At 66.3% G+C, this 18,661-nt stretch carries 17 protein-coding genes; 13 read left to right on the forward strand and 4 right to left on the reverse strand.

The window, feature by feature from the left end:
• Positions 1-4: 4 nt before the first annotated feature.
• The gene (locus B8446_RS01820; RefSeq protein WP_048846695.1) at positions 5-844 is read left to right on the forward strand and encodes an EcsC family protein; all 840 of its coding nucleotides are present in this window, start codon (positions 5-7) and stop codon (positions 842-844) included.
• Between the two features lie 6 nt (positions 845-850).
• On the opposite strand, the gene B8446_RS01825 is transcribed toward B8446_RS01820, so the two are convergent.
• Positions 851-1,036, reverse strand: a complete 186-nt coding sequence (locus B8446_RS01825) for a hypothetical protein (RefSeq protein WP_048846569.1) — start codon at positions 1,034-1,036, stop codon at positions 851-853.
• Positions 1,037-1,215: 179 nt separating this feature from the next.
• Here B8446_RS01825 and aat point away from each other — a divergent pair, with 179 nt between their 5' ends.
• The 8 genes from aat to B8446_RS01865 all read left to right on the forward strand — a co-directional run bounded on the left by aat (position 1,216) and on the right by B8446_RS01865 (position 10,168).
• Positions 1,216-1,812 (forward strand): leucyl/phenylalanyl-tRNA--protein transferase, encoded by a 597-nt coding sequence (gene aat, locus B8446_RS01830; protein WP_048846697.1) that lies wholly within the window; start codon positions 1,216-1,218, stop codon positions 1,810-1,812.
• Positions 1,813-1,905: 93 nt separating this feature from the next.
• Positions 1,906-2,580, forward strand: a complete 675-nt coding sequence (locus B8446_RS01835) for a hypothetical protein (RefSeq protein WP_148505798.1) — start codon at positions 1,906-1,908, stop codon at positions 2,578-2,580.
• A gap of 1 nt (position 2,581) precedes the next feature.
• On the forward strand, positions 2,582-3,160 hold the full coding sequence (locus B8446_RS01840; RefSeq protein WP_241767587.1) for a hypothetical protein: 579 nt from the start codon (positions 2,582-2,584) through the stop codon (positions 3,158-3,160).
• 144 nt (positions 3,161-3,304) lie between these two features.
• Positions 3,305-3,670, forward strand: coding sequence for a hypothetical protein (locus B8446_RS01845; RefSeq protein WP_048846571.1), 366 nt, complete (start codon positions 3,305-3,307; stop codon positions 3,668-3,670).
• A 51-nt stretch (positions 3,671-3,721) separates the two neighbouring features.
• Positions 3,722-4,204 carry a thioredoxin-dependent thiol peroxidase gene (gene bcp / locus B8446_RS01850; protein WP_048846702.1) on the forward strand — a complete coding sequence of 161 codons (483 nt, stop codon included), beginning with the start codon at positions 3,722-3,724 and terminating at the stop codon, positions 4,202-4,204.
• A gap of 83 nt (positions 4,205-4,287) precedes the next feature.
• Positions 4,288-7,482 carry an AsmA-like C-terminal region-containing protein gene (locus B8446_RS01855; protein WP_048846574.1) on the forward strand — a complete coding sequence of 1,065 codons (3,195 nt, stop codon included), beginning with the start codon at positions 4,288-4,290 and terminating at the stop codon, positions 7,480-7,482.
• A 49-nt stretch (positions 7,483-7,531) separates the two neighbouring features.
• Complete coding sequence (locus B8446_RS01860) at positions 7,532-8,680, forward strand: HD-GYP domain-containing protein (protein WP_048846576.1); 1,149 nt, start codon at positions 7,532-7,534, stop codon at positions 8,678-8,680.
• Positions 8,681-8,755: 75 nt separating this feature from the next.
• Positions 8,756-10,168 carry a replication-associated recombination protein A gene (locus tag B8446_RS01865; protein WP_084711991.1) on the forward strand — a complete coding sequence of 471 codons (1,413 nt, stop codon included), beginning with the start codon at positions 8,756-8,758 and terminating at the stop codon, positions 10,166-10,168.
• Positions 10,169-10,173: 5 nt separating this feature from the next.
• Here B8446_RS01865 and B8446_RS01870 read toward each other — a convergent pair whose 3' ends face one another.
• Positions 10,174-10,989 (reverse strand): aminoglycoside phosphotransferase family protein, encoded by an 816-nt coding sequence (locus B8446_RS01870; RefSeq protein ID WP_048846580.1) that lies wholly within the window; start codon positions 10,987-10,989, stop codon positions 10,174-10,176.
• Between the two features lie 65 nt (positions 10,990-11,054).
• On the opposite strand from B8446_RS01870, the gene B8446_RS01875 reads away from it, so the two are divergent.
• The 4 genes from B8446_RS01875 (at position 11,055) to B8446_RS01890 (ending at position 15,648) form a co-directional block, all read left to right on the forward strand.
• The gene (locus tag B8446_RS01875) at positions 11,055-12,026 is read left to right on the forward strand and encodes an RluA family pseudouridine synthase (protein WP_048846581.1); all 972 of its coding nucleotides are present in this window, start codon (positions 11,055-11,057) and stop codon (positions 12,024-12,026) included.
• A gap of 77 nt (positions 12,027-12,103) precedes the next feature.
• Positions 12,104-14,581 (forward strand): AsmA family protein, encoded by a 2,478-nt coding sequence (locus tag B8446_RS01880; RefSeq protein ID WP_048846584.1) that lies wholly within the window; start codon positions 12,104-12,106, stop codon positions 14,579-14,581.
• Positions 14,578-15,276, forward strand: coding sequence for an ATP12 family protein (locus B8446_RS01885; protein WP_048846586.1), 699 nt, complete (start codon positions 14,578-14,580; stop codon positions 15,274-15,276). Before B8446_RS01880 ends, B8446_RS01885 begins: the two co-directional genes overlap by 4 nt.
• Positions 15,277-15,456: 180 nt before the next feature.
• Positions 15,457-15,648: a hypothetical protein gene (locus tag B8446_RS01890; protein ID WP_148505799.1), complete on the forward strand. Its 192-nt coding sequence runs from the start codon at positions 15,457-15,459 to the stop codon at positions 15,646-15,648.
• Here B8446_RS01890 and B8446_RS01895 read toward each other — a convergent pair.
• Positions 15,641-17,152 (reverse strand): hypothetical protein, encoded by a 1,512-nt coding sequence (locus B8446_RS01895; protein WP_048846589.1) that lies wholly within the window; start codon positions 17,150-17,152, stop codon positions 15,641-15,643. The two genes, B8446_RS01890 and B8446_RS01895, sit on opposite strands and share 8 nt — an antisense overlap.
• Positions 17,149-18,360, reverse strand: a complete 1,212-nt coding sequence (gene ispF / locus B8446_RS01900) for a 2-C-methyl-D-erythritol 2,4-cyclodiphosphate synthase (RefSeq protein ID WP_048846590.1) — start codon at positions 18,358-18,360, stop codon at positions 17,149-17,151. The genes B8446_RS01895 and ispF overlap by 4 nt, the downstream gene beginning before the upstream one ends.
• Between the last annotated feature and the right edge of the window lie 301 nt (positions 18,361-18,661).

An 18,661-nucleotide genomic window follows, 5' to 3' on the forward strand; every position in this document is an offset into this window, starting at 1 on the left:
TACGATGACTGAAACGCAGGGCTATGCCCCGATCACCGCCGAGTTGACGTCGCTCACGCTCGACGAACCGGCGCTGAAGGAGCTTCAGACCGTGCTTGATCGGCTCGAGCACGGGCGCGGGGTGCTGGTTCGGCTGGCTGACCTGATGGGGAGCGCGGTCGGGCAGGCGGCCCGTCTGGGCGTGCGTGGCATGGGCATGGCGCCCGGGCTGCAGGCAAAGCTTCAGGGGCTGGCGGAAACCGCCATCGTGCGTGCATTCGATATCGCGGCCCTGGGTGTCGGCGCTCCGGGCGGTGCACCGCGTGCGGCCTGGCGGGAGCCGGCGGCGCAGGCGGCGGTCGCCGTCTCGGGCGCTATCGGCGGATTCGGCGGCATTGCAGGTGTCGTGCCTGACATCGGCTTCACGACGCTGACGATCATGCGGGAGATCGCCGAGATCGCGCGAGAGGAGGGCGAGGATCTGCACGACCCGGAGACGCGGCGGGCCTGCATCGAGGTTTTCGCGTTGCGCAGTTTCCCGGCGGAGCGTGGGACGGAAGAAAGCGAGCTCGGGTTTTTCTCGGCTCGGGCCCTGCTTCGCGGACGTCCGATCGTCATGCTTGTGGCTGAAGCTGCCGCACAATACGGAATTGGACTGTCCCGTCGCTTCACGGCGCAGATGGTGCCGGTGGCGGGTGCTCTGTGCGGTGCGTCGCTCAATGCGGCTTTCCTGTCGCATTATCGTGCGCTGGCACGGGCGCATTTCACCATCCGCAGGCTCGAACGTGCCTATGGGCCTGCTGTGCGTCAGAGTGCGGAGTCGATGAATGCAAACCGGCCCAAGCCGGATGTGTCGATGGCGTAAGAGGCCTCAGCTACGATTCAGGCCCCGTTTCCGCCGGGGCCAATACTGGATCGTGTCGATCACGCCCCAGACGACCATGAGGATCAGATACAGGGAGCCGACCGTTTTCGCGAGACCGAGATAGCGCGGGTCCAGCAGCGCGAAGGCGGCAAAGCCCACGGCGCCGAAAAGGTAATAAAAGGCCAGGGGCATGGGGTGTCCTTTGCGACAACCGGGTCGATGCCGCGGCCGCGCTGTCAGGATAGGTTAATGTCTTGCCGTCATTCTAGCGAGCGCGCCGTTCGGAGCACAAGGAGAGAGCCGCCATCGACCAGGGTCTGATCGTAACGCCCGAGCTTTTGTTGCGGGCTTATGCCGCTGGCCTGTTTCCGATGGCGCCGGCCCGGGACAGTGATGCGATCGAATGGTACTCGCCGCAGCATCGAGGCGTGCTGCCGCTGGATGACTTCCATGCTTCCCGCAAACTCATGCGCACGGTGCTCGGCGGCCGGTTCGAGGTCAGTGCGGACACGTCCTTTTGCGAGGTCATGAATGCGTGTGCGGCACCGGCCCATGGGCGGGAAGACACGTGGATCAGTACGCGGCTGACGGGGCTTTATGTCGCGTTGCACGACATGGGCTACGCCCATTCGGTCGAGGTCCGTCACGACGGCAAGCTCGTCGGAGGTCTGTATGGCGTCGCACTTGGCGGCGCGTTCTTCGGCGAAAGCATGTTTTCTCACATGACCGACGCATCGAAGGTCGCGTTGGTGCATCTGGTCGCGGGCCTGCGACAGGGCGGGTTTTCGCTGCTCGATGCCCAGTACCGGACAGACCATCTGGCCCGCTTCGGCTGCCGCGAAATTTCAGCCGGCGCCTATCACGACCGGCTGGCGGAGGCGCTCTCGCACTATTCGCACTGGCCGGACTCGTTTTCTCTCGATGCCCTGGGTGAAGAACTGCGGGCCGTCAGGGCTGTTCGGGCATGATGCGGGCCGCAGGGGGATTTGGGGGTTTCGGCGGCAGGGCATTTGGAGTTTGATCGACGTCAGAAAAGGCGAGGTTCAAAGACGATCATGTTCATGCTTCCCACACGCCGTCATATGATGCTGCTCGGCACACTGGCCCTGTCCTGCGCCCCGGTGGGCGCAGCATTCGCCGATCCGTCATCCCAGCATCCGCCGCTCGCGCCGACACGCGACGTTACCGTGGACTACACGGTGCAGCCGCAGGGTTCGCCCACACCCATTCCGGTGAAAGTCGCATTCTCGGGCGACGGCAACCTGCTTCGGATCGACGGCAATGGCGGCAAGTCGATCACGATCCTCGATCGGCAGAACCAGCTCGTGACGCTCGTGAGCACGATGCAGAAGATCTACATGCAGTTTTCGCCGCGCAGCGGCCTGCGCAATCCGTTTCTGCTGAGCATGTCGATGCATTACACGCCTGCCGGCACGGCAACGGTCGCAGGCCTTGCGTGCAACAAATGGGCGATTTCCACCGATCACGGTTCGGCGCAGGCATGCGTCACGGACGATGGCGTGATCCTGTCCGAATCCGGCGTCGACGCGGATGGTGCCCAGGGGCAGCTGACGGCGCAGACCGTTCAGTATGGCCCGGTTCCAAGCAGCCAGTTCCAGCCGCCCAGCGGCTACGAGCAGATCAAGCCGCATTCGGGCGGTGCCGGTGCCGGCGCTCCCGGGGCAGGCAACGGGCCGGTCACGGGGGCCGCACCCGGCGCGGTGCCCCCGCAGTAACGTGACGATCCTGAACTCGATCCGGGCCGGACTCTGGCTCGGGACGCTTGCGTGCATCGGCGGCGTTGCACAGGCGGCCGATGCGCCTCTCGTAACACCACTTGTCGATTCTGACGTGACCTATCGGATGACGGCGCCGAACGGCAGCGTCATGCATCAGCGCATGCGATGGAGTGCCCGTCGCTGGCGTCAGCGTCTCGATATCGACGGGGCCGCGACCTACATGGTCAGCGATTACAAGACCCATGTGATGGTCGTGTTCGACAGGACGCATCAGACCGCAACGGTCTCGGGATCTCCTTCGGCGTCCTTTCTGGCACCCGGTACGCCAGCCGATGGCGTCTGGCGAAAAACCGGTTCCGCGCTTCAGGTGGCCGGGCAGAACTGCACGGTCTGGGAAAGCGAGGACACCGACCGGCAGGCGGCCGACGTCTGCTATACGGACGATGGGCTTCTGCTTCAGGCGACGCGTGGTGGTGTCGTCATGCTCACCGCGCAAGCGGTCTCGCGCGATGCGATTTCGGACGAGATCTTCGCTGTTCCGTCTGGCTTCAGGCTCGTGCGACAGGCTCCGCAATAGATAGGGGCCGAACAGGCCGTCTGTTACAATTCGTCGGGCAATTGTGGCCGATACGTCTCAAAAACGTCATGGTGCGCGCCGATATTCCATCTTGAGGACGCAGCGCCCCGCGCGGTGTCCATCGATTGAACCGAGGAGGAATCCATGCGTCGTTTTGCACGTGTCAGCCTGATCGCCGCGAGCCTTCTGAGCGCCGGCACGTTCGGCGCCGTTGCGATGGCGCCCGCCGCCCAGGCCCAGGGATGGGGCAACCATGGGTGGGGCCGTCCGGGCTACGGATATCATCGCCCGTATTATCGCCATGGCTGGGGGCCGGGCGCCGTTGTCGGCGGCGTGATCGGCGGTCTGGCCGTCGGAGCGCTTGCGGCTGGAGCCGTCAATCACGGCTATGGCTATGCGCCCCCGCCGCCGGTTGTGTATGCGCCGCCGCCGCGCGTCGTGTACGCGGCACCGCCGCCGCCTGTCGCTTATGCGCCGCCGCCGGTTGCCTATGGTTATCCGGGTTACTGAAACCCGCGCGTGACGCTTGATCGGTTCGCCGCGAACGGGCAGGGTCGGGACATGTCAGACCCTGCACGCGCCCTGCCCGGAATCGGCGATCCGGCTCCTGCGTTCGACCTGCCCGCATCGGGCGGGACGAGCGTTTCGAGCAGCAAGCTCGCAGGCCGGCCGTATCTTCTGTATTTCTACCCGAAAGCGGATACGCCGGGCTGCACCACGCAGGCCTGCGGTATCCAGGAAGCGCTGCCGCAGCTCGGCAAGCTTGACCTGACGGTCATCGGGGTCAGCCCCGATCCGGTTCCCGCGCTCGATCGCTTCGCCGGGAAATTCGGCCTGACCTTTCCGCTCGCGAGTGACGCAGGGCATGTGCTTGCCGACGCCTATGGCGTCTGGGTCGAAAAATCCATGTATGGACGGACCTATTTCGGCATGGAGCGCAGCTCGTTCCTTGTCGACAGCGAAGGTCGGATCCGGGCTGTCTGGCGGAAGGTCAAACCCGCGGACCACGCGTCGCTCGTGGCAGAGGCCGCGGCCGGGCTCTGAGAAAGACGCCTGTCGCCGATAACGCGGCGACAGGCTGTTCATCGACGCGGCCCCTCCGGCCGGGACCACCCAAGGTTTTCACAATGAACGAGTTCGGCGTCGAGTGTCTCGTGGTCGCACGCCGCGCCTTGATTCTGGTTGTGTCCTTCGTCCTGCTGGTAGCCGTGCTATCGGGACTGCTGCTCTGGCGGCTCACCTTGCGGCCGCTCGACATCACACCCTATGTCTCCCGGGTCCTGCCGGTCACGGTGGCACGCGGCATCGGTCACCATCCGGCAGGTCGACTGACGTGGCAGCATCTCAGCCTGTTCTGGGATCATGCCGGCCGGGGGCGCGCGTCCGATCTGGTGTTGTCCGCAACGAACCTTGCGATCAGCCAGTCCAATGGAAAAATTGCGGATTCACTGGCTGACGTATCGGTCCGGCTGGGCATGCATGACCTGCTCCGTCATCGGATCGCGCCCTCGGTTGTCTCGGCCCATGGCGTCCGGCTGGCACTTCAGCGCCGACGTGATGGAAGTGTGGACCTCGACCTGCCCGATATGAGGCCGGGGGGCGCACCGCCGCCGATTTCCCTGTTGCAGCTCCAGCGGATCGCCCTTGCCGATGGGCGGATCACCCTGCGTGATGCCGTGTCCAATACGGTCATCGCCATCGACGCGATACAGGCTTCAGGACGTCGCGGAACCGGAGACACGTGGCTGGGCACGATGGGCATGATGGTGCGCGCCAGGGGCGAAAGTGCCCGGGTCGCCCTGTCGTCTCATGCAGGAAGCGGCTCTTCGACCGAGTGGTCCTATGAATCGAGCGCTGTCACGCCCGCGGCGCTGGCACCGTTCACCGCAGCCGCGCCGGACGTTGCCCGCACCCTGTCGGAATGGCACGTCCCCGTGGCCCTGCGCGCGTCTGCCCGCACGATCCCGACATCCGTCCACGACCATCGGGCGCTGGCTCTGCTGCCGGGGATGGCATTCGCCGGCATGTCGGCCCAGATCTGGCTCGGCGATGGGAGCGTAGGCCAGATGCGCGGGCCGGACATGCATGTCAGAGCCGGACAGGTGACAGCGGCGATCGACATGCCCAGGCCGGCACAGGCGCGTGCTGCGACACTCCGGATCACCCAGGCCGTGATCGCCCTCAACGATCCCACGCATCCCGATGTCCCGGACACCGTTTTTTCTGCCGACGCGCAAATCAATACCGACGATCTGGCGAAGCCGCTGGTCATTGACGGCGATGCGCATGCGTCTGCTTCGACACTCGATTTCGCAACACTCGGCGCAGTCTGGCCGAGCAGCATCATGCGCGGCGCCCAGATCTGGGTAACGCGCAACATTACCGCCGGAACAGGGCAAGGACTGTCGGCCCACGCGCATATACATGCCGACCACGGGCTGTCGTCGCTGACGGCGACCGCGCTCGACGGCGGCATGACGGCGGACGGGCTGCGGCTTGCGTGGCTCGCACCGGTGCCTCCCGTCGAAAATCTTCAGGCGAGTGCGACGTTTGATGGCCCGAACGCACTGGTCCTGAAATTCGGGCATGGCACTCAGCTGACGCGAGCGGGGCCCTTGATGGTGCCGAGCGGCTCAATGCGCATCAATGGCCTGATGGTGAAGGATCAGGACGCCGACATCAGTGTCGACAGTTCGGGCAGTCTCGCGCGTTTCGTAGCCCTGCTTTCGGAGCGGCGCCTCAACCTGCTCTCGCGCCATCCGTTTCCGTTCAGCGATCCTCAAGGCGAGGTGCAAAGCACGGTCGCACTGCATCTTCCGCTGACTGCCCGGGTTCGTGTCAGTGACATAACTCTGCATGCGCAGGCCGATTTCACGCGCGTTCATCTCGGCAACGTCGTCCTCGGCCGCTCCGTGGACGACGGACGCGGTCATCTGGAGGCGACCACGAAAGCGCTCGACGTCGTGGCGCATGATCCGTTGTCGGGTGTGCCGACCGACGTGACCGTCCATGAAGATTTCACGGACGGCGCGCCGGACCGCATTACCCGTCATATCCATGCTGTTTCATATCTCGATCCCGACAATGTCGTGCGCGCGGGGATTGCGCCGCCCGGCCTGTTCCAGGGGCAGCTCGAACTGACTTCGGACTATCGCGCCCGGCCGGACGGGCGGGCCGACATGGATCTCGACCTCGATCTGACCCGGGCCGACCTCTCCGTGCCCGTGTGGCACAAGGCCCGCGGTATTTCAGCCGATGCCCGCGCGCATCTGGCGATTGCCGGCGGACAGATCACGGCAGTGGACGCGATCGAAGCCGCCGGGCCGGAGCTGAGTGTCACGGGGCACAGCGCCGTGGCCGATGGCACGATCCGCGCGGTCGTGCTCGATACCTTCCGGATCAGTCGGTCCACGGGGCACGCAACGATCGGCGTGCCGCGCTCGGATCATGAGCCGATCGCTGTTTCCGTGACCGCCGATACGCTCGATCTCGCGCCGCTCGTGCATTCCAGAACACCGGCTCATCCGGCGGCGCCCGGCCGGAACAAGCGCGGCTGGATCATCGATCTTGCGGCACATCGGCTGTTCTATTCGCAGACGGGCGCACTCGGGACCGTGACCGCTCATCTCGAAAATGACGGTGTTCATCTGGCACGCGGCACGATCCACGTGGTCGACCCGACTGCCGTCGTCGTCACGATCGCACCGGCAGCCCGCGAGCGTCACGTCGCGATCGATATCGCCGATTTCGGCAGGCTTCTGAGCGCGCTTGGCGTGACGGAGCGGGTGGCGGGCGGACATGCCGTGCTGGCAGGCGATTTCCATGATCCCATGGCGCGCGTGACGCCGCACAACCCGTCGGGCACGCCGCCGTTCGATGGTACCCTCGATATCGGGGAATTCGCGTTCCTCAACCCGCCGGGTGCGCTAACGGCCGCGAGCCATCTCTCGGTCTATGACTGGTCCAAAAGCAATGCCCAGCATTTCGAGGTGACGCGGATGCATCTTCCACTGCATCTCGATCGTCCGATCCTGCATATCCACGACGGTCGTCTCGGCAATGACGAACTGGGCGCGACCGTGCAGGGGGATGCGGACCTGAGCGCACAGACCCTGAATCTGCGCGGCACGATCGTGCCGGTCTTCGCCATCAACGCCTTGCCCGGTCGCCTGCCCGGTGTCGGGCGGGTCTTCAGCCCGGAGAAGGGCGGCGGCCTTCTGGCGACCACGTTCCGGGTCACGGGGCCCATGGGCCAGCCGGCGGTGCATGTGCAGCCGCTCTCAATGCTGCTGCCGGGTGCGCTGCGCAATCTGGTGGAATGAGAGGCGCCGGCTTCACGGTTTGTTAAGGCAGACATGATTGCCTGCGGGCATGCTCACGATGCCTCATTCGACATTGCTCGTCATCGGTCCCGACAATATGCGTCAGGCCGCTTTGACAGCGGCTTTCGCGCCTTTCGGCACGACCGTGGTCGTCGATCTGGAAATGCCGGGCTTCAATCGGTCTGCGCTGCAGGACTGGGCCGGCAAGGGGGCTCCGGAAGTCAATCTGATCCTCGTGACGAGCCTCGAGACGATCGGGCGCGGCCATATGCAGGTGGCGCTCTCCGCGATCCCGCCGGAACTGCGCGCGGGCGTGCCCGTGGTGTTCGCGATGCGCGGTCCTTCGGCTCTGGAGCATATCCGCGCCACCATGTCCGGCGCGTCGGAGATCATCGATACACGCTGCTCGCCGGAGGATATTGCCGCGCGGTGCCATGTCCTGATCGAACTGGAACGCGACAGGCGGATGCTCGCTGCTGCGGGGGCATCGGAGATCACGTTGCGTGGGCTGCTGGATGCGGCAGGCAATGGCGCGCCGCTCGATCTCGAACAGACCGAGCGGACGGCGGGGCTTATGCTCGATGCGACGCGCAAGGACGGCGTCGGCCGCTGGATGACGACCGTCGCGCAGTTCCATGACCAGACCTATCGCCATTCGCTGCTGATGGCAGGGATCATGGCGGGTTTCATGGTGGCGCTGGGGGTCGGGACGCGGGACAGCCGCCGCATGACCTCGGCCGCCATGGTGCATGATGTCGGCAAGGCGCTGTTGCCTCCGGCCTTGCTCGACAAGCCTGCCCGGCTGACCGAGGAAGAATTCACGCTCGTGAAGAAGCACCCGATCTGGGGATATGACATGCTGCGCGCGCAGGGCGAGGCGGATCCGATGCTGCTTTCCGTGACGCGACATCATCATGAAATGCTGGATGGATCGGGCTATCCCGACGGACTTTCGGCTTCGGCCATCAGCGACCACGTCCGCATCGCCACGATCTGCGACATCTTCACAGCCCTCGTCGAGCCGCGCTCCTACAAGGCCTGTCTTTCGGCGGAAGACGCGCTCGTCCGTCTCCAGGATATGGGCGACAAGCTCGACCCCGACCTGCTGCGCATCTTCGAGACGCAGTTCCTCCCGCAGGTGCCCGGTATCCCGCTGAAATGCCCGGCGGAGATCCCGGACACCGCGATTTCGGCCTGAGACCTTACCGGTACCGCGCGGACACATTATGTTCCTGCCTGATGGCGAGACATGATGGACGCGAGGGATATGGCGATGGCAGGTCCGAGTGAGAGCGACCTGTTCGGTGCGCCGGCACCGAGCGAACATGCGGCAAAAGCCAAGCCCGCTCCGCGCAGCGCGTCGGGTGCCAAGGCACCATCCGCATCAGCGCCGTCCGCACCCGATCGGACCCCGGCACCCCGGACCCAGCCGCTTGCGGACAGGCTCCGCCCTCAACGCCTCGAGGATGTCGTGGGGCAGGATCACCTCTTGGGCGCGCGTGGCGCACTGTCGCTTATGCTGGCGCGGGAGACGCTGTCGAGCCTGATCCTGTGGGGTGGTCCGGGCTGCGGCAAGACGACGATCGCCCGTCTGCTGGCGGACCGCGCGGATCTTGCCTTCGTGCAGATCTCCGCCGTGTTCTCGGGCGTTGCCGACCTGAAACGCGCTTTCGAGCAGGCGTCGCAGCGCCAGCAGCTCGACGGACGCGGCACACTCCTGTTCGTCGATGAAATTCACCGCTTCAACCGCGCACAGCAGGATGGTTTCCTGCCTTATGTGGAGCGCGGGACCGTCGTGCTGGTGGGCGCGACGACAGAGAACCCATCCTTTGCCCTGAACGCTGCCCTGCTGTCTCGTTGCCAGGTCATGGTGCTGCACCGGCTGGACGAAACCGGCCTCGAAAAGCTGCTTGTGCGGGCCGAGACGCAGATCGGGCATCCGCTGCCGCTGACGGAGGCCGGGCGCGCGGCCTTGCGTGCCATGGCGGATGGCGACGGGCGCTATCTCCTGAACATGGCCGAGCAACTGGCGGCTCTTCCCGATCCGACACCGCTCGATCCCGGACAGCTGTCGGACATGCTGGCCAGACGTGCGATCCTGTACGACCGCGACCGGGAGGAGCATTACAATCTCATCTCGGCACTTCATAAATCGCTGCGTGGATCAGATCCGGATGCGGGTCTCTACTGGTTCGCGCGCATGCTGGAGGGCGGGGAAGACCCGCGCTATATCGCCCGCCGGCTGACACGTTTCGCCGCCGAGGACGTGGGGGAGGCCGATCCACAGGCCCTTCCGCTTGCGATCGCGGCATGGGAGACGTTCGAGCGTCTCGGTACGCCCGAGGGCGAACTGGCTCTGGCACAGCTCGTCGTCCATCTTGCGACAGCTCCCAAATCCAATGCGGTCTATGTTGGCTACAAGCGGGCGCGGGCCCTTGCCCGCGAGACGGGCAGCCTGATCCCGCCTGCCCATATCCGGAATGCCCCGACGAAGCTCATGCGCGAGCTGGGATATGGAAAGGGCTACGAATACGACCATGATGCGGACGGCGCCTTCTCCGGGCAGAACTATTTCCCAGACGGCATGCCGCGCGCGGTTCTCTACGAGCCGACCGGCCGTGGCCGGGAAGCCGAGATCGGGCGTCATCTCGCCAGCCTGCGGGCAAGGCGCGACCGGCGGGGCTGAAGGGCTCATGCGTCGAGCGTGGAGACGGCTTCGCGCGCGATCTCGAGCGCGACCGACGGATCCTGTCCATCTCCGAGCGCCCAGGCTACAGACAGCCCTGCAAACGCCGCGACCCACATCAGGAGTCGCCGGACCGGCAGATCGGCCATTTCGGCCACGATCCCCAGCCGATGCCCGAACCGCGCGACCGCGACCGGGCGGGACGGATCGGCAAGGTCAGGATTGAGGAACAGTGTCGCGTATTCGAAGCCGCGCTCGCCGATCAGGCCTTTCGGATCGATGGCGCACCAGCCGGCCGGACCGAAATCCAGCGCATTGGCGTGATGCAGATCGCCGTGGAGGACGACCCTGCCGCGCGGCGCGTCGAGCAGCGCGCAGCTCAGCGCGCTGCATCGCGTCAGCACGCCGCCATGCGCACGGGCGGCCGGTGGCAGCATCGCGAATGTCCGACGCAGCGGGCAAAGGCCGGGAGGCGCGGGATCCGGCACGGCGTGCAGGCGGCGCGCGATGTCGCACAGGATCCGCGTTGCCCGGTCGTCGTCTCCCGACCGCGCCATGTCATCGAGCAGCAGTGGACCTGTCGCCCGGACGAGCAGAAGGGCATCGCCGTCATGGGCATGGACGTCGGCCGTGCCACGTCCGCGCCACCACATCATGGCCTCATGACCGCGACGCTCTTCCGCGATGCGCGCGATCTTGAGCATGGCCAGTTGCCCCTCGTAACGGACAGGCAGGAGATGGCTGCTGGGCGTGGTGAGCGGTGGGCCATCCACGGCAAGCGACCACAGGCGGATGTGTTCGGCGAAGGGATCGAGCGTCATGATGGCGGTTCCTCTGCCAAGTTAGCGCTGGACAGGAAGCCTGCGTTGCGGGCAAGCGGAGCGGCATGAGTGTCACCACCGCGATCGTCAGCGAGGACGAAGCCGATATCCGCCTCGACCGCTGGTTCCGTCGCCATCATCCGAACCTGACGCAAGGCGCGTTGCAGAAGCTCTGCCGCACCGGGCAGATCCGCGTCGACGGCGGTCGCGTGACGGCCTCGACCCGCCTGGCGCCCGGCCAGACCCTGCGCATACCGCCGATTCCGCTGGCCGATCGTCCGGCGCCGCCCGTGCTCGATCCGCATCTCGCGCGCGAAGCCGAGCGGATGGTGATCTATCGGGACGAGCATGTGATCGTGCTGGACAAGCCGTCCGGCCTTGCAACACAGGGCGGGCCCGGCATCACGCGCCATGTGGACATGATGCTGGATGCGTTTCGCGAAGGAGACGGCGACCGCCCGCGGCTGGTTCATCGGATCGACCGCGACACGTCGGGAATTCTCCTGCTCGCGCGCACGCCGGGTGTCGCCGCGAAACTTGCGGCGGCGTTCCGCGGACGCGACGTGCGCAAGACGTACTGGGCGGTCGTCGTAGGGCGGCCGTCGCCTGCGAGCGGCGTGATCGACCAGCCGCTGGCCAAGGTCGGCGCCGGCGCGGGTGCGCTCGTCATCGGGGCGTCGCGCGACGATGAAGACGCGGCGAGCGCGCGCAGCGAGTATGAACTGATCGAGGCGGCGGGCCGGAAATTGTCATGGCTTGCACTGTCGCCGTTGACCGGGCGCACGCACCAGCTGCGCGTGCATTGCGAGTCTCTGGGCACGCCCATTCTCGGCGATCCGAAATACGGCGGCAAGGCCGCGCATATGGAAGGCTTCCCCGACCGGCTGCACCTGCATGCGCGCGCGCTTGATCTGCCGCACCCGGCAGGCGGGCGATTGCTGGTCGAGGCCCCACTCTCGCCTCATATGCGCGAGACATTCCGGACCCTGGGCTTCTCGCCCGGCGAGACGCGGCCGCCGAAACGCACGTCCCGCTAGGGCGATTTGCGGGCTTGAGCGCACAATGCCGTGGAGCCGGAACGTCGACGCGTGGCTGACAAGGGAAACCTGATCCGATGAAACGTCTGATCCTGACCATCGGCGCGATCGTGGTGCTGTTCGTGGTCGGTGTATCGATTGCAGCCAGGAAGCTTGTGGATCCGCAGGCCGTGCGCCGCGATCTCATCGCCGGCATCGAACGCCAGACCGGCCGCACGCTGCGGGTCGGGCAGCTTGATGTCTCGGTGCTTCCGTGGCCGAGCCTCCGTGCGACCGATGTCTCCCTGTCCGACCCGCCTGACTTCGCCCATCCGCTGATGCTGCAGGTGCGCGAGGTCAGGGCCAGCATCGCGCCGTGGCCGTTGCTGACGCGGCGGCTCCGGCTCGAGAACGTCACGGCGATCGGTCCGCGGATCTGGCTTGCGCGGAATGAAGCGGGGGTTGCGAACTGGCGCTTTCATCCCCGGCCGCAGCCGGCAGGTCCTGCAGGCCCCTCAGGTATTCATCATGCCCCGTGGGCGCTCGAAATCGGCAGCGCACGCGTGCTGGATGGTGCGGTCGCCTGGCGGGATGCGCAGAACGGCGCAAGCGGGGCGTTCGGGATCGACCAGCTCGACCTCGATGGTCTTGTGACGGACGCGCCGTGGATTGCGCTGCATGCCCGTCGCGGAGACACGCCCTTTACGCTGACCGGGCATATCGGTCCGCTCAGCGTCCTGCATGGCGCCCAGGTGCCTTGGCCGGTCAGTCTGGGCGCAACGCTCGGACCCTCCGGCGTCGGACAGGATCAGCTCAATCTGGATGGCCAGATCGCCAACATTGTTCATGGACGCGGCTTCGACCTGACGCTGCGCGGCGCGATCGCGCAGCTGCGCGATTTCGAGGGACTGTTTCCTCACGCCGGACTTCCGGACGTCCGGGGCATCGCAGGCGACGTGCGGGTGTCCGATGATCCGACGCCGCAGAAGCCAAGCGATGCCGAACCCGATTTTTCCGAGCGTGTGTTGGGAAGCCTCGAAGTGGATCGCGTTCATCTGAGCGTATCGGGAGCACAGCTGCCGCATGGGCTCACGGTCCGTCAGGCATCCCTGCAGGCCGAAGGACGCGACCAGCCTCTGACCGTCTCGGGCGGGCTGTCGCAGGCCGGGCATGACTGGCAGGTTACGGGCAAGCTCGGCAGTCTCGGACAGGCCGTGCAGGCCGTGCGGTCGCATCTGGCCTCCGCCATGCCGGTTTCACTCACGCTCAGTGGTGCGCAGACGACGCTTGGCGCGGACGGGACGCTCGGCGGGAGCCGGAGCGTGCTGGATATCGCAGGTCATGCACCGGATATCCTGGCCGATACGGTCACGCTGCATGACGTGGCGCTGCGCGGACATTTCGAGAGCGACGGGCATTCGACGCTGTCGGGCAGCCATCTGCTGTTTTCCAGCCGGGAAGCAGCGCTTGATGGCGACCTGACATGGACCAGCGGGACGGCACGGCCCGTGATCGCCGGTAGTATCCATGCCAGCCTGATAGATCTGGACGCGCTTCAGGCGCTGTGGGCGCATGGTAACGCATCGCATGCACCGGCTCCCACGCCGGCCGCACCTCCCGTGCCGCCGACCGTTCCGCAGGCCCTGCGACCGCAGACGACATCGCCGCCTGCGGCACAGGCTCCCGCGCCGGCTTCGCAGACACCTCCGCTCCCCGAGCTCGTGCGCCGTCTGCGACGCCAGAATGCGGATTTGTCCCTGACGGCTGATCGCGTGCTGTACGATCACGTCGATTACAGCGACATCACGGCTCATGTCGCGCTCAAGGATGGACATCTGCGGATCGATCCGCTGTCGGGCAAGGGGCCTGACACAAGTCTTGCGGGAACACTCGATTACGACGCCAGTCGTGATGTCCCCGTGCTGAACCTCACCTTTTCGCCCTTGATCCTGCCCTCGTCCCTGATCGAGCGCACGCTCGGCATTCCGACGCTTGTCAGCGGTCCCATGGAACTGGTGGGTGCACTTGCGGCGCAGGGCGACACGAAGGCCGCGCTGCGCGACAGCATGTCCGGCCATCTGGGCGCATCCGTGGTCGACGGACGGGTCGACTCGCGGGAACTGAGCGCACTGGTCGGCCGCGCGGTCGGACTCGCCTTCGGGCGGCATGACACCGATCTGCGGTGCTTCGGGACCCATATGAACATCGCCTCCGGCCAGGCGACCATCGACACGATCGGATTGGCCGCCGGACACGTGGCGGTCACGGGCAAGGGCACCGTGGGTCTTGCCGATCAGGCGCTGTCGCTGGATCTGACACCCAGCCTCGGGTTCGGCGGCGGCGATGCCACAGCGCCCGTGACGGTGACGGGTACGGTCGCGGCACCGCACGCGGCCCTTGGTCGGGACGCCAACGGGCGGTTCAATCTGACGATCGGCGGAGCAGCCCCTCCCGACCCGTGCATCGCAACGCTTGCAGCCGCGCGCGAGGGCGCATCCGGCCCTGCGCCTCAGGCCGCACCGGCGCATCACAGCCGGGCAGGCGACCTGCTGCGTTCGCTGGGGATCCTGCATTGAGCACGGCGCGACGACGGTTCTGGACGGATGTCTCGGTCGAGTCCGCCGGAACGGGCTTCGATGTCCGGCTGGACGGGCGGCCGATCCGTCTTCCGCAGGGGGCATCGCTCAGTGTCCCGACGCAGGCGCTGGCCGATGCGATCGCCGAGGAGTGGCGCGCCATTGCGCCGTCTTCCGCCTTTACGCCGGACGATCTGCCGCTGACACGGATCGCCGGCACGATGATCGAACGGATCGCGCCTGCGCCCGATGCGACGCGGGCAGCCCTTCTTCAGATCGGGCTGAACGACCTGCTGTGCTATCGGACGGATGGCGCCATGGGAGCTCTGCAGGCGGCGCGGTTCGATCCATGGCTTGGCTGGTTCGCGCCGCGTGGCGGCAGGCTTGCAACGACGAACGGGATCCTGCCCGTCGTGCAGACGGATGAGACCAGGCAGGCAATGACGCATCTGCTGACGGAACAGGGTGTGCCGCGGCTTGCAGCACTGGGCGTTGCCGCGCAGGCGAGCGGCAGTCTCGTGCTGGCCATGGCGCTCGTCGAGCGCGTGCTGACGCCCGAAGAGGCGCTGGCGCTGGCTTCGCTGGACGAGACGGAACAGTTGCGGATCTGGGGAGATGATCCACATCTTGCCGATACGATTGCCGGCCGCGGTACCGATCTTGCGGCAGCGGCTTGTTTTGCCGCGCTTTCATGAAACGAAATACGCTGCATACGCCGCTGCAGACCTTATTTCGCCACGATTACGCGACATATCTCCCGGGGTTGGAAATCGTGCTGTTGGCTGTGTGACCAATCGAGAGGATTGGTAACTCGACCACTGCAGCGCGATTGGACAACATCTCGTCATCGCATGACGCCGTCAGGGGAGTATGGCATGTCCGAACAGATGTCCGCTCTGGACCGGGGACGAATTGCAGGGTTTGACTGGGAGCCGCACCGCGCCGAGCGGTCGCGTCATCGCAGCCTTCGGGCGCGGGGTGCCCGGTTGTTCGCGACCTGTGCGCAGGGCGCCTGGGTTCTGCTGGCCGTAACGCCAGTGGTCGTCGTCCTGTTCGCCATCAGCTGAGATGGCCGGGACGGGCGGGGTAGACCAGAACCTCGTAGCGTCCCTGAAGAAATTTCCGGGCCGGCGTGCCAAGACACGCCCGTACATTCGCTTCATCGTAGGTTTCTCGCGGCGCAGGCACGAGCACGAAGAACGGCCCACGCATGATGTCCGATAAAGCGAAATAGGGGCGGATCTGTACCAAAGGCGACAGACCGCACTGACCGCCCGCAATGGCCGGGACGACATGTAACCGGTCCAATGATGCCACGTCGAAGGCGCCCGAGGCCCACCAGCTGCCGATTCCGTTGTGCAGCCCCTCTGCTTCCAGCCGGGCAACGAGCGCGTTGTCTTCGGCCGAGAGAATGCCGGTCGCGTGCCGGGGCAGAACTCGGGCGTTGCCTGCCACAGAAACGGACAGCGCCGCCAGGGCCCACAGGCCCGCGCGACGTGACCGCCCGAAGCAACAGGCGGCGAGCACCGTCAGATCGAACCAGAGTGGAAACAGATAGCGCGCTGTGGCGATCGAGCCGGCCTCGAGACCGATGCGATCGCTGGCCAGCAGCGCAAGTGCCGTCAGGGCCGATGCTGTGACCAGCAGGGTATTCCATGACGGCACAAAGTGCTGCCGGACGGTGTTGATTGTGGCCGCCAGCGCGAGCAGCAGCAGCGGCACGCGAAGCAGCTCGGGTAGCGTATCGCTCACGGCGCGTCCGGTCGGATCAGCTCCGAACAGCACCAGCATGTCGTGCAATGTCACGGCGAGGTTCGGGCCGAGTGCCTGGAAATCTGCAAACCGCAGGGGCAGTGGCGCTGTAGCGAAGCCGCCTGTCGCCGTATTGAGCGCCAGCAGAAGACGCGCCAGTGTCGTCGCCAGAACCGCGATGACGCCAATCCGCCACCGTCCGGAACGGGCGCTCAGCACGAGAACGGGCAGCGTGCCACTTACGATGACCAGTGGATCGCCGATGACACCAAGGAGCAGAAGGAGAGCGCAGGCCGCGCCGGCGCGGCGCTCTTCACGCAGGGAGGACGCGTCGAAGGCGCGGGCGGCCCAGAACAGTGCCCAGCCGGCATAAAGCACCGAGCCGAGATGAATCGCCGAAAGCGTCGTGAAATAGGCGACCGGCATCGCGAACAATGGTGTGCCCAGCAGGACGGCGATGATGGCGACGGCAGGCCATCTGCCGCCGCGCAGACGAACCATGGCGATCGCCGAGGCGACCAGACCCGTCCACATGATGGCGGGCTGAAGCATCGGGAGAAACGGGCTGCCCTCGGGACGTCCGAGCATGCGCCAGACCAGTGATAGCACCGCCGACAGCGCGATGTCCGACGTCCAGAAATCGGGCGGCGTCAGAAGCCAGCCGCCCAGCCGGAGATGCCCATGGGCGACGGCGACGCCTGCCTGAAAATAGCTTGTCTGATCGGTGGTCTTGGGAAACAGCGACGAGACTCGCGTTGCGAGCGCGAGATAGGCGAGGCCCGCGACCGTCCAGGGTATGGCCGCGCGGGCGCGTGTCACGGAGCGGAAGCGGTGGCTGCGCGTCCCGGCGTGGAAATGGCAGCCGTGCCCTCCGGCACGAGCACGGTCGCCGCGGCCGTGCAGGCGATGCCTTCCTCGCGCCCGGTGAAGCCCAGGCGCTCGGAGGTCGTGGCCTTTACCGAAATGCGGTCGATATCGACCTTCAGCAGGTCCGCCAGACGCGCGCGCATGGCCTGCGCGAGCGGGCCGATCTTCGGCCGTTCGCAGATCAGCGTAACGTCGGCATTGATCAGCATGCCGCCGCGCTTGCGGATCAACTCGCCCGCATGGACGAGGAAACGCGCGGAATCCATGTCTTTCCACTCGGCTTCGGACGGCGGGAAGTGACGCCCGATATCGCCCTCGGCCAGTGCGCCATAGATCGCATCGCACAGCGCATGGATGCCGACATCCGCGTCCGAATGCCCGGCGAGTCCCCGGTCGTGCGGCACCTTGATGCCGCAGAGGATCAGGTCGCGGTCGGGCGCGAACGCATGCACGTCATAGCCGACGCCCATGCGTGGCAGCGGCGTATGGCCGAGCAGTCTCTCCAGGCGCACGAGATCCTCCGGATGGGTGAGTTTGATGTTGTCGTCCGAGCCTTCGACGACCGCGACGGTCTGCCCCGCGGCTTCCAGAAGGGCTGCATCATCGGTGACGGGCCCCTGATGGGTCCGGTGCAGGTCACGCAACAGGTTGAAGTGGAAGCCCTGCGGCGTCTGGGCGCGCCAGAGCGCCTCGCGCGGGACGGTCTGGGCGATCACGCCATGCTCCACGCGCTTGAGCGTGTCGGCGACGCGCACCGCCGGGATCGCGCCGGGATGGCTGGAAAGTGCGGCGATCACAGCCTTGGTCAGCTCTGCCGGCACGAACGGGCGCGCGCCATCGTGGACGAGAACGACATCGGGGCTCTGGCCGTCCGGCAGCGCGTTCAGCGCCTCGAGGCCTGCGCGCACACTGTCCTGACGTTCCGCACCACCGGCGACCGGCGGCAGGCAGTTGAGACCGGCCAGAGCGTCGGCAACGCCCGGATGCGTGCCGACCGGCTGGATCAGATCGACATGGGGCGCCAGCGCGCGGGCGGCATGACGGATCACGGGTTCGCCGCCCAGCAGCGTGAACTGCTTCGGCGGGGCCGCGCCGCCCGGGCTGGATGCGGCGAAACGCTGGCCCGACCCGGCGGCGAGGAGAATGGCTGCAATACGCATGGCGCCGAGAAATGCGGGCTGGCTTGCGGCACGTCAAGCGGTGTCGCATCGCAGGCCTCCGAGCCTCGAGCCCGAGGCCGCGAGACGATGATCGCCTCCGGCCCGTTTTGGTGACGTGACTTCCTTCGCCCGGATCCTGTCCCCAGCGTTGCCGAGGTTGTTCTCCACAATCGCCTGCTGCCGGCGTGCTTGCCCCTGTCAGTGTTAGGGCGCCCCGCTCGCCGGGCGGGCAGGAGGCGGATGCGCTGCCGGCAGTCGGGCATGATGGTCCGCGCCGGCTTCCCGCAGGCATGCTCGGCCT

Origin of the sequence: Tanticharoenia sakaeratensis NBRC 103193 (genome assembly GCF_000963885.1) — a bacterium.
Taxonomy (GTDB): Bacteria; Pseudomonadota; Alphaproteobacteria; order Acetobacterales; family Acetobacteraceae; genus Tanticharoenia; species Tanticharoenia sakaeratensis.

What these genes read in the sequence shown, in the direction of transcription:
- B8446_RS01820 (WP_048846695.1), top strand. Translation starts at nt 5, where the DNA reads ATGACTGAAACGCAGGGCTATGCCCCGATCACCGCCGAGTTGACGTCG.
- B8446_RS01825 (WP_048846569.1), bottom strand. Translation starts at nt 1,036, where the DNA reads ATGCCCCTGGCCTTTTATTACCTTTTCGGCGCCGTGGGCTTTGCCGCC.
- aat (WP_048846697.1), top strand. Translation starts at nt 1,216, where the DNA reads ATGGCGCCGGCCCGGGACAGTGATGCGATCGAATGGTACTCGCCGCAG.
- B8446_RS01835 (WP_148505798.1), top strand. Translation starts at nt 1,906, where the DNA reads ATGCTTCCCACACGCCGTCATATGATGCTGCTCGGCACACTGGCCCTG.
- B8446_RS01845 (WP_048846571.1), top strand. Translation starts at nt 3,305, where the DNA reads ATGCGTCGTTTTGCACGTGTCAGCCTGATCGCCGCGAGCCTTCTGAGC.
- bcp (WP_048846702.1), top strand. Translation starts at nt 3,722, where the DNA reads ATGTCAGACCCTGCACGCGCCCTGCCCGGAATCGGCGATCCGGCTCCT.
- B8446_RS01855 (WP_048846574.1), top strand. Translation starts at nt 4,288, where the DNA reads ATGAACGAGTTCGGCGTCGAGTGTCTCGTGGTCGCACGCCGCGCCTTG.
- B8446_RS01860 (WP_048846576.1), top strand. Translation starts at nt 7,532, where the DNA reads ATGCTCACGATGCCTCATTCGACATTGCTCGTCATCGGTCCCGACAAT.
- B8446_RS01865 (WP_084711991.1), top strand. Translation starts at nt 8,756, where the DNA reads ATGGCAGGTCCGAGTGAGAGCGACCTGTTCGGTGCGCCGGCACCGAGC.
- B8446_RS01870 (WP_048846580.1), bottom strand. Translation starts at nt 10,989, where the DNA reads ATGACGCTCGATCCCTTCGCCGAACACATCCGCCTGTGGTCGCTTGCC.
- B8446_RS01875 (WP_048846581.1), top strand. Translation starts at nt 11,055, where the DNA reads ATGAGTGTCACCACCGCGATCGTCAGCGAGGACGAAGCCGATATCCGC.
- B8446_RS01880 (WP_048846584.1), top strand. Translation starts at nt 12,104, where the DNA reads ATGAAACGTCTGATCCTGACCATCGGCGCGATCGTGGTGCTGTTCGTG.
- B8446_RS01890 (WP_148505799.1), top strand. Translation starts at nt 15,457, where the DNA reads ATGTCCGAACAGATGTCCGCTCTGGACCGGGGACGAATTGCAGGGTTT.
- ispF (WP_048846590.1), bottom strand. Translation starts at nt 18,360, where the DNA reads ATGCGTATTGCAGCCATTCTCCTCGCCGCCGGGTCGGGCCAGCGTTTC.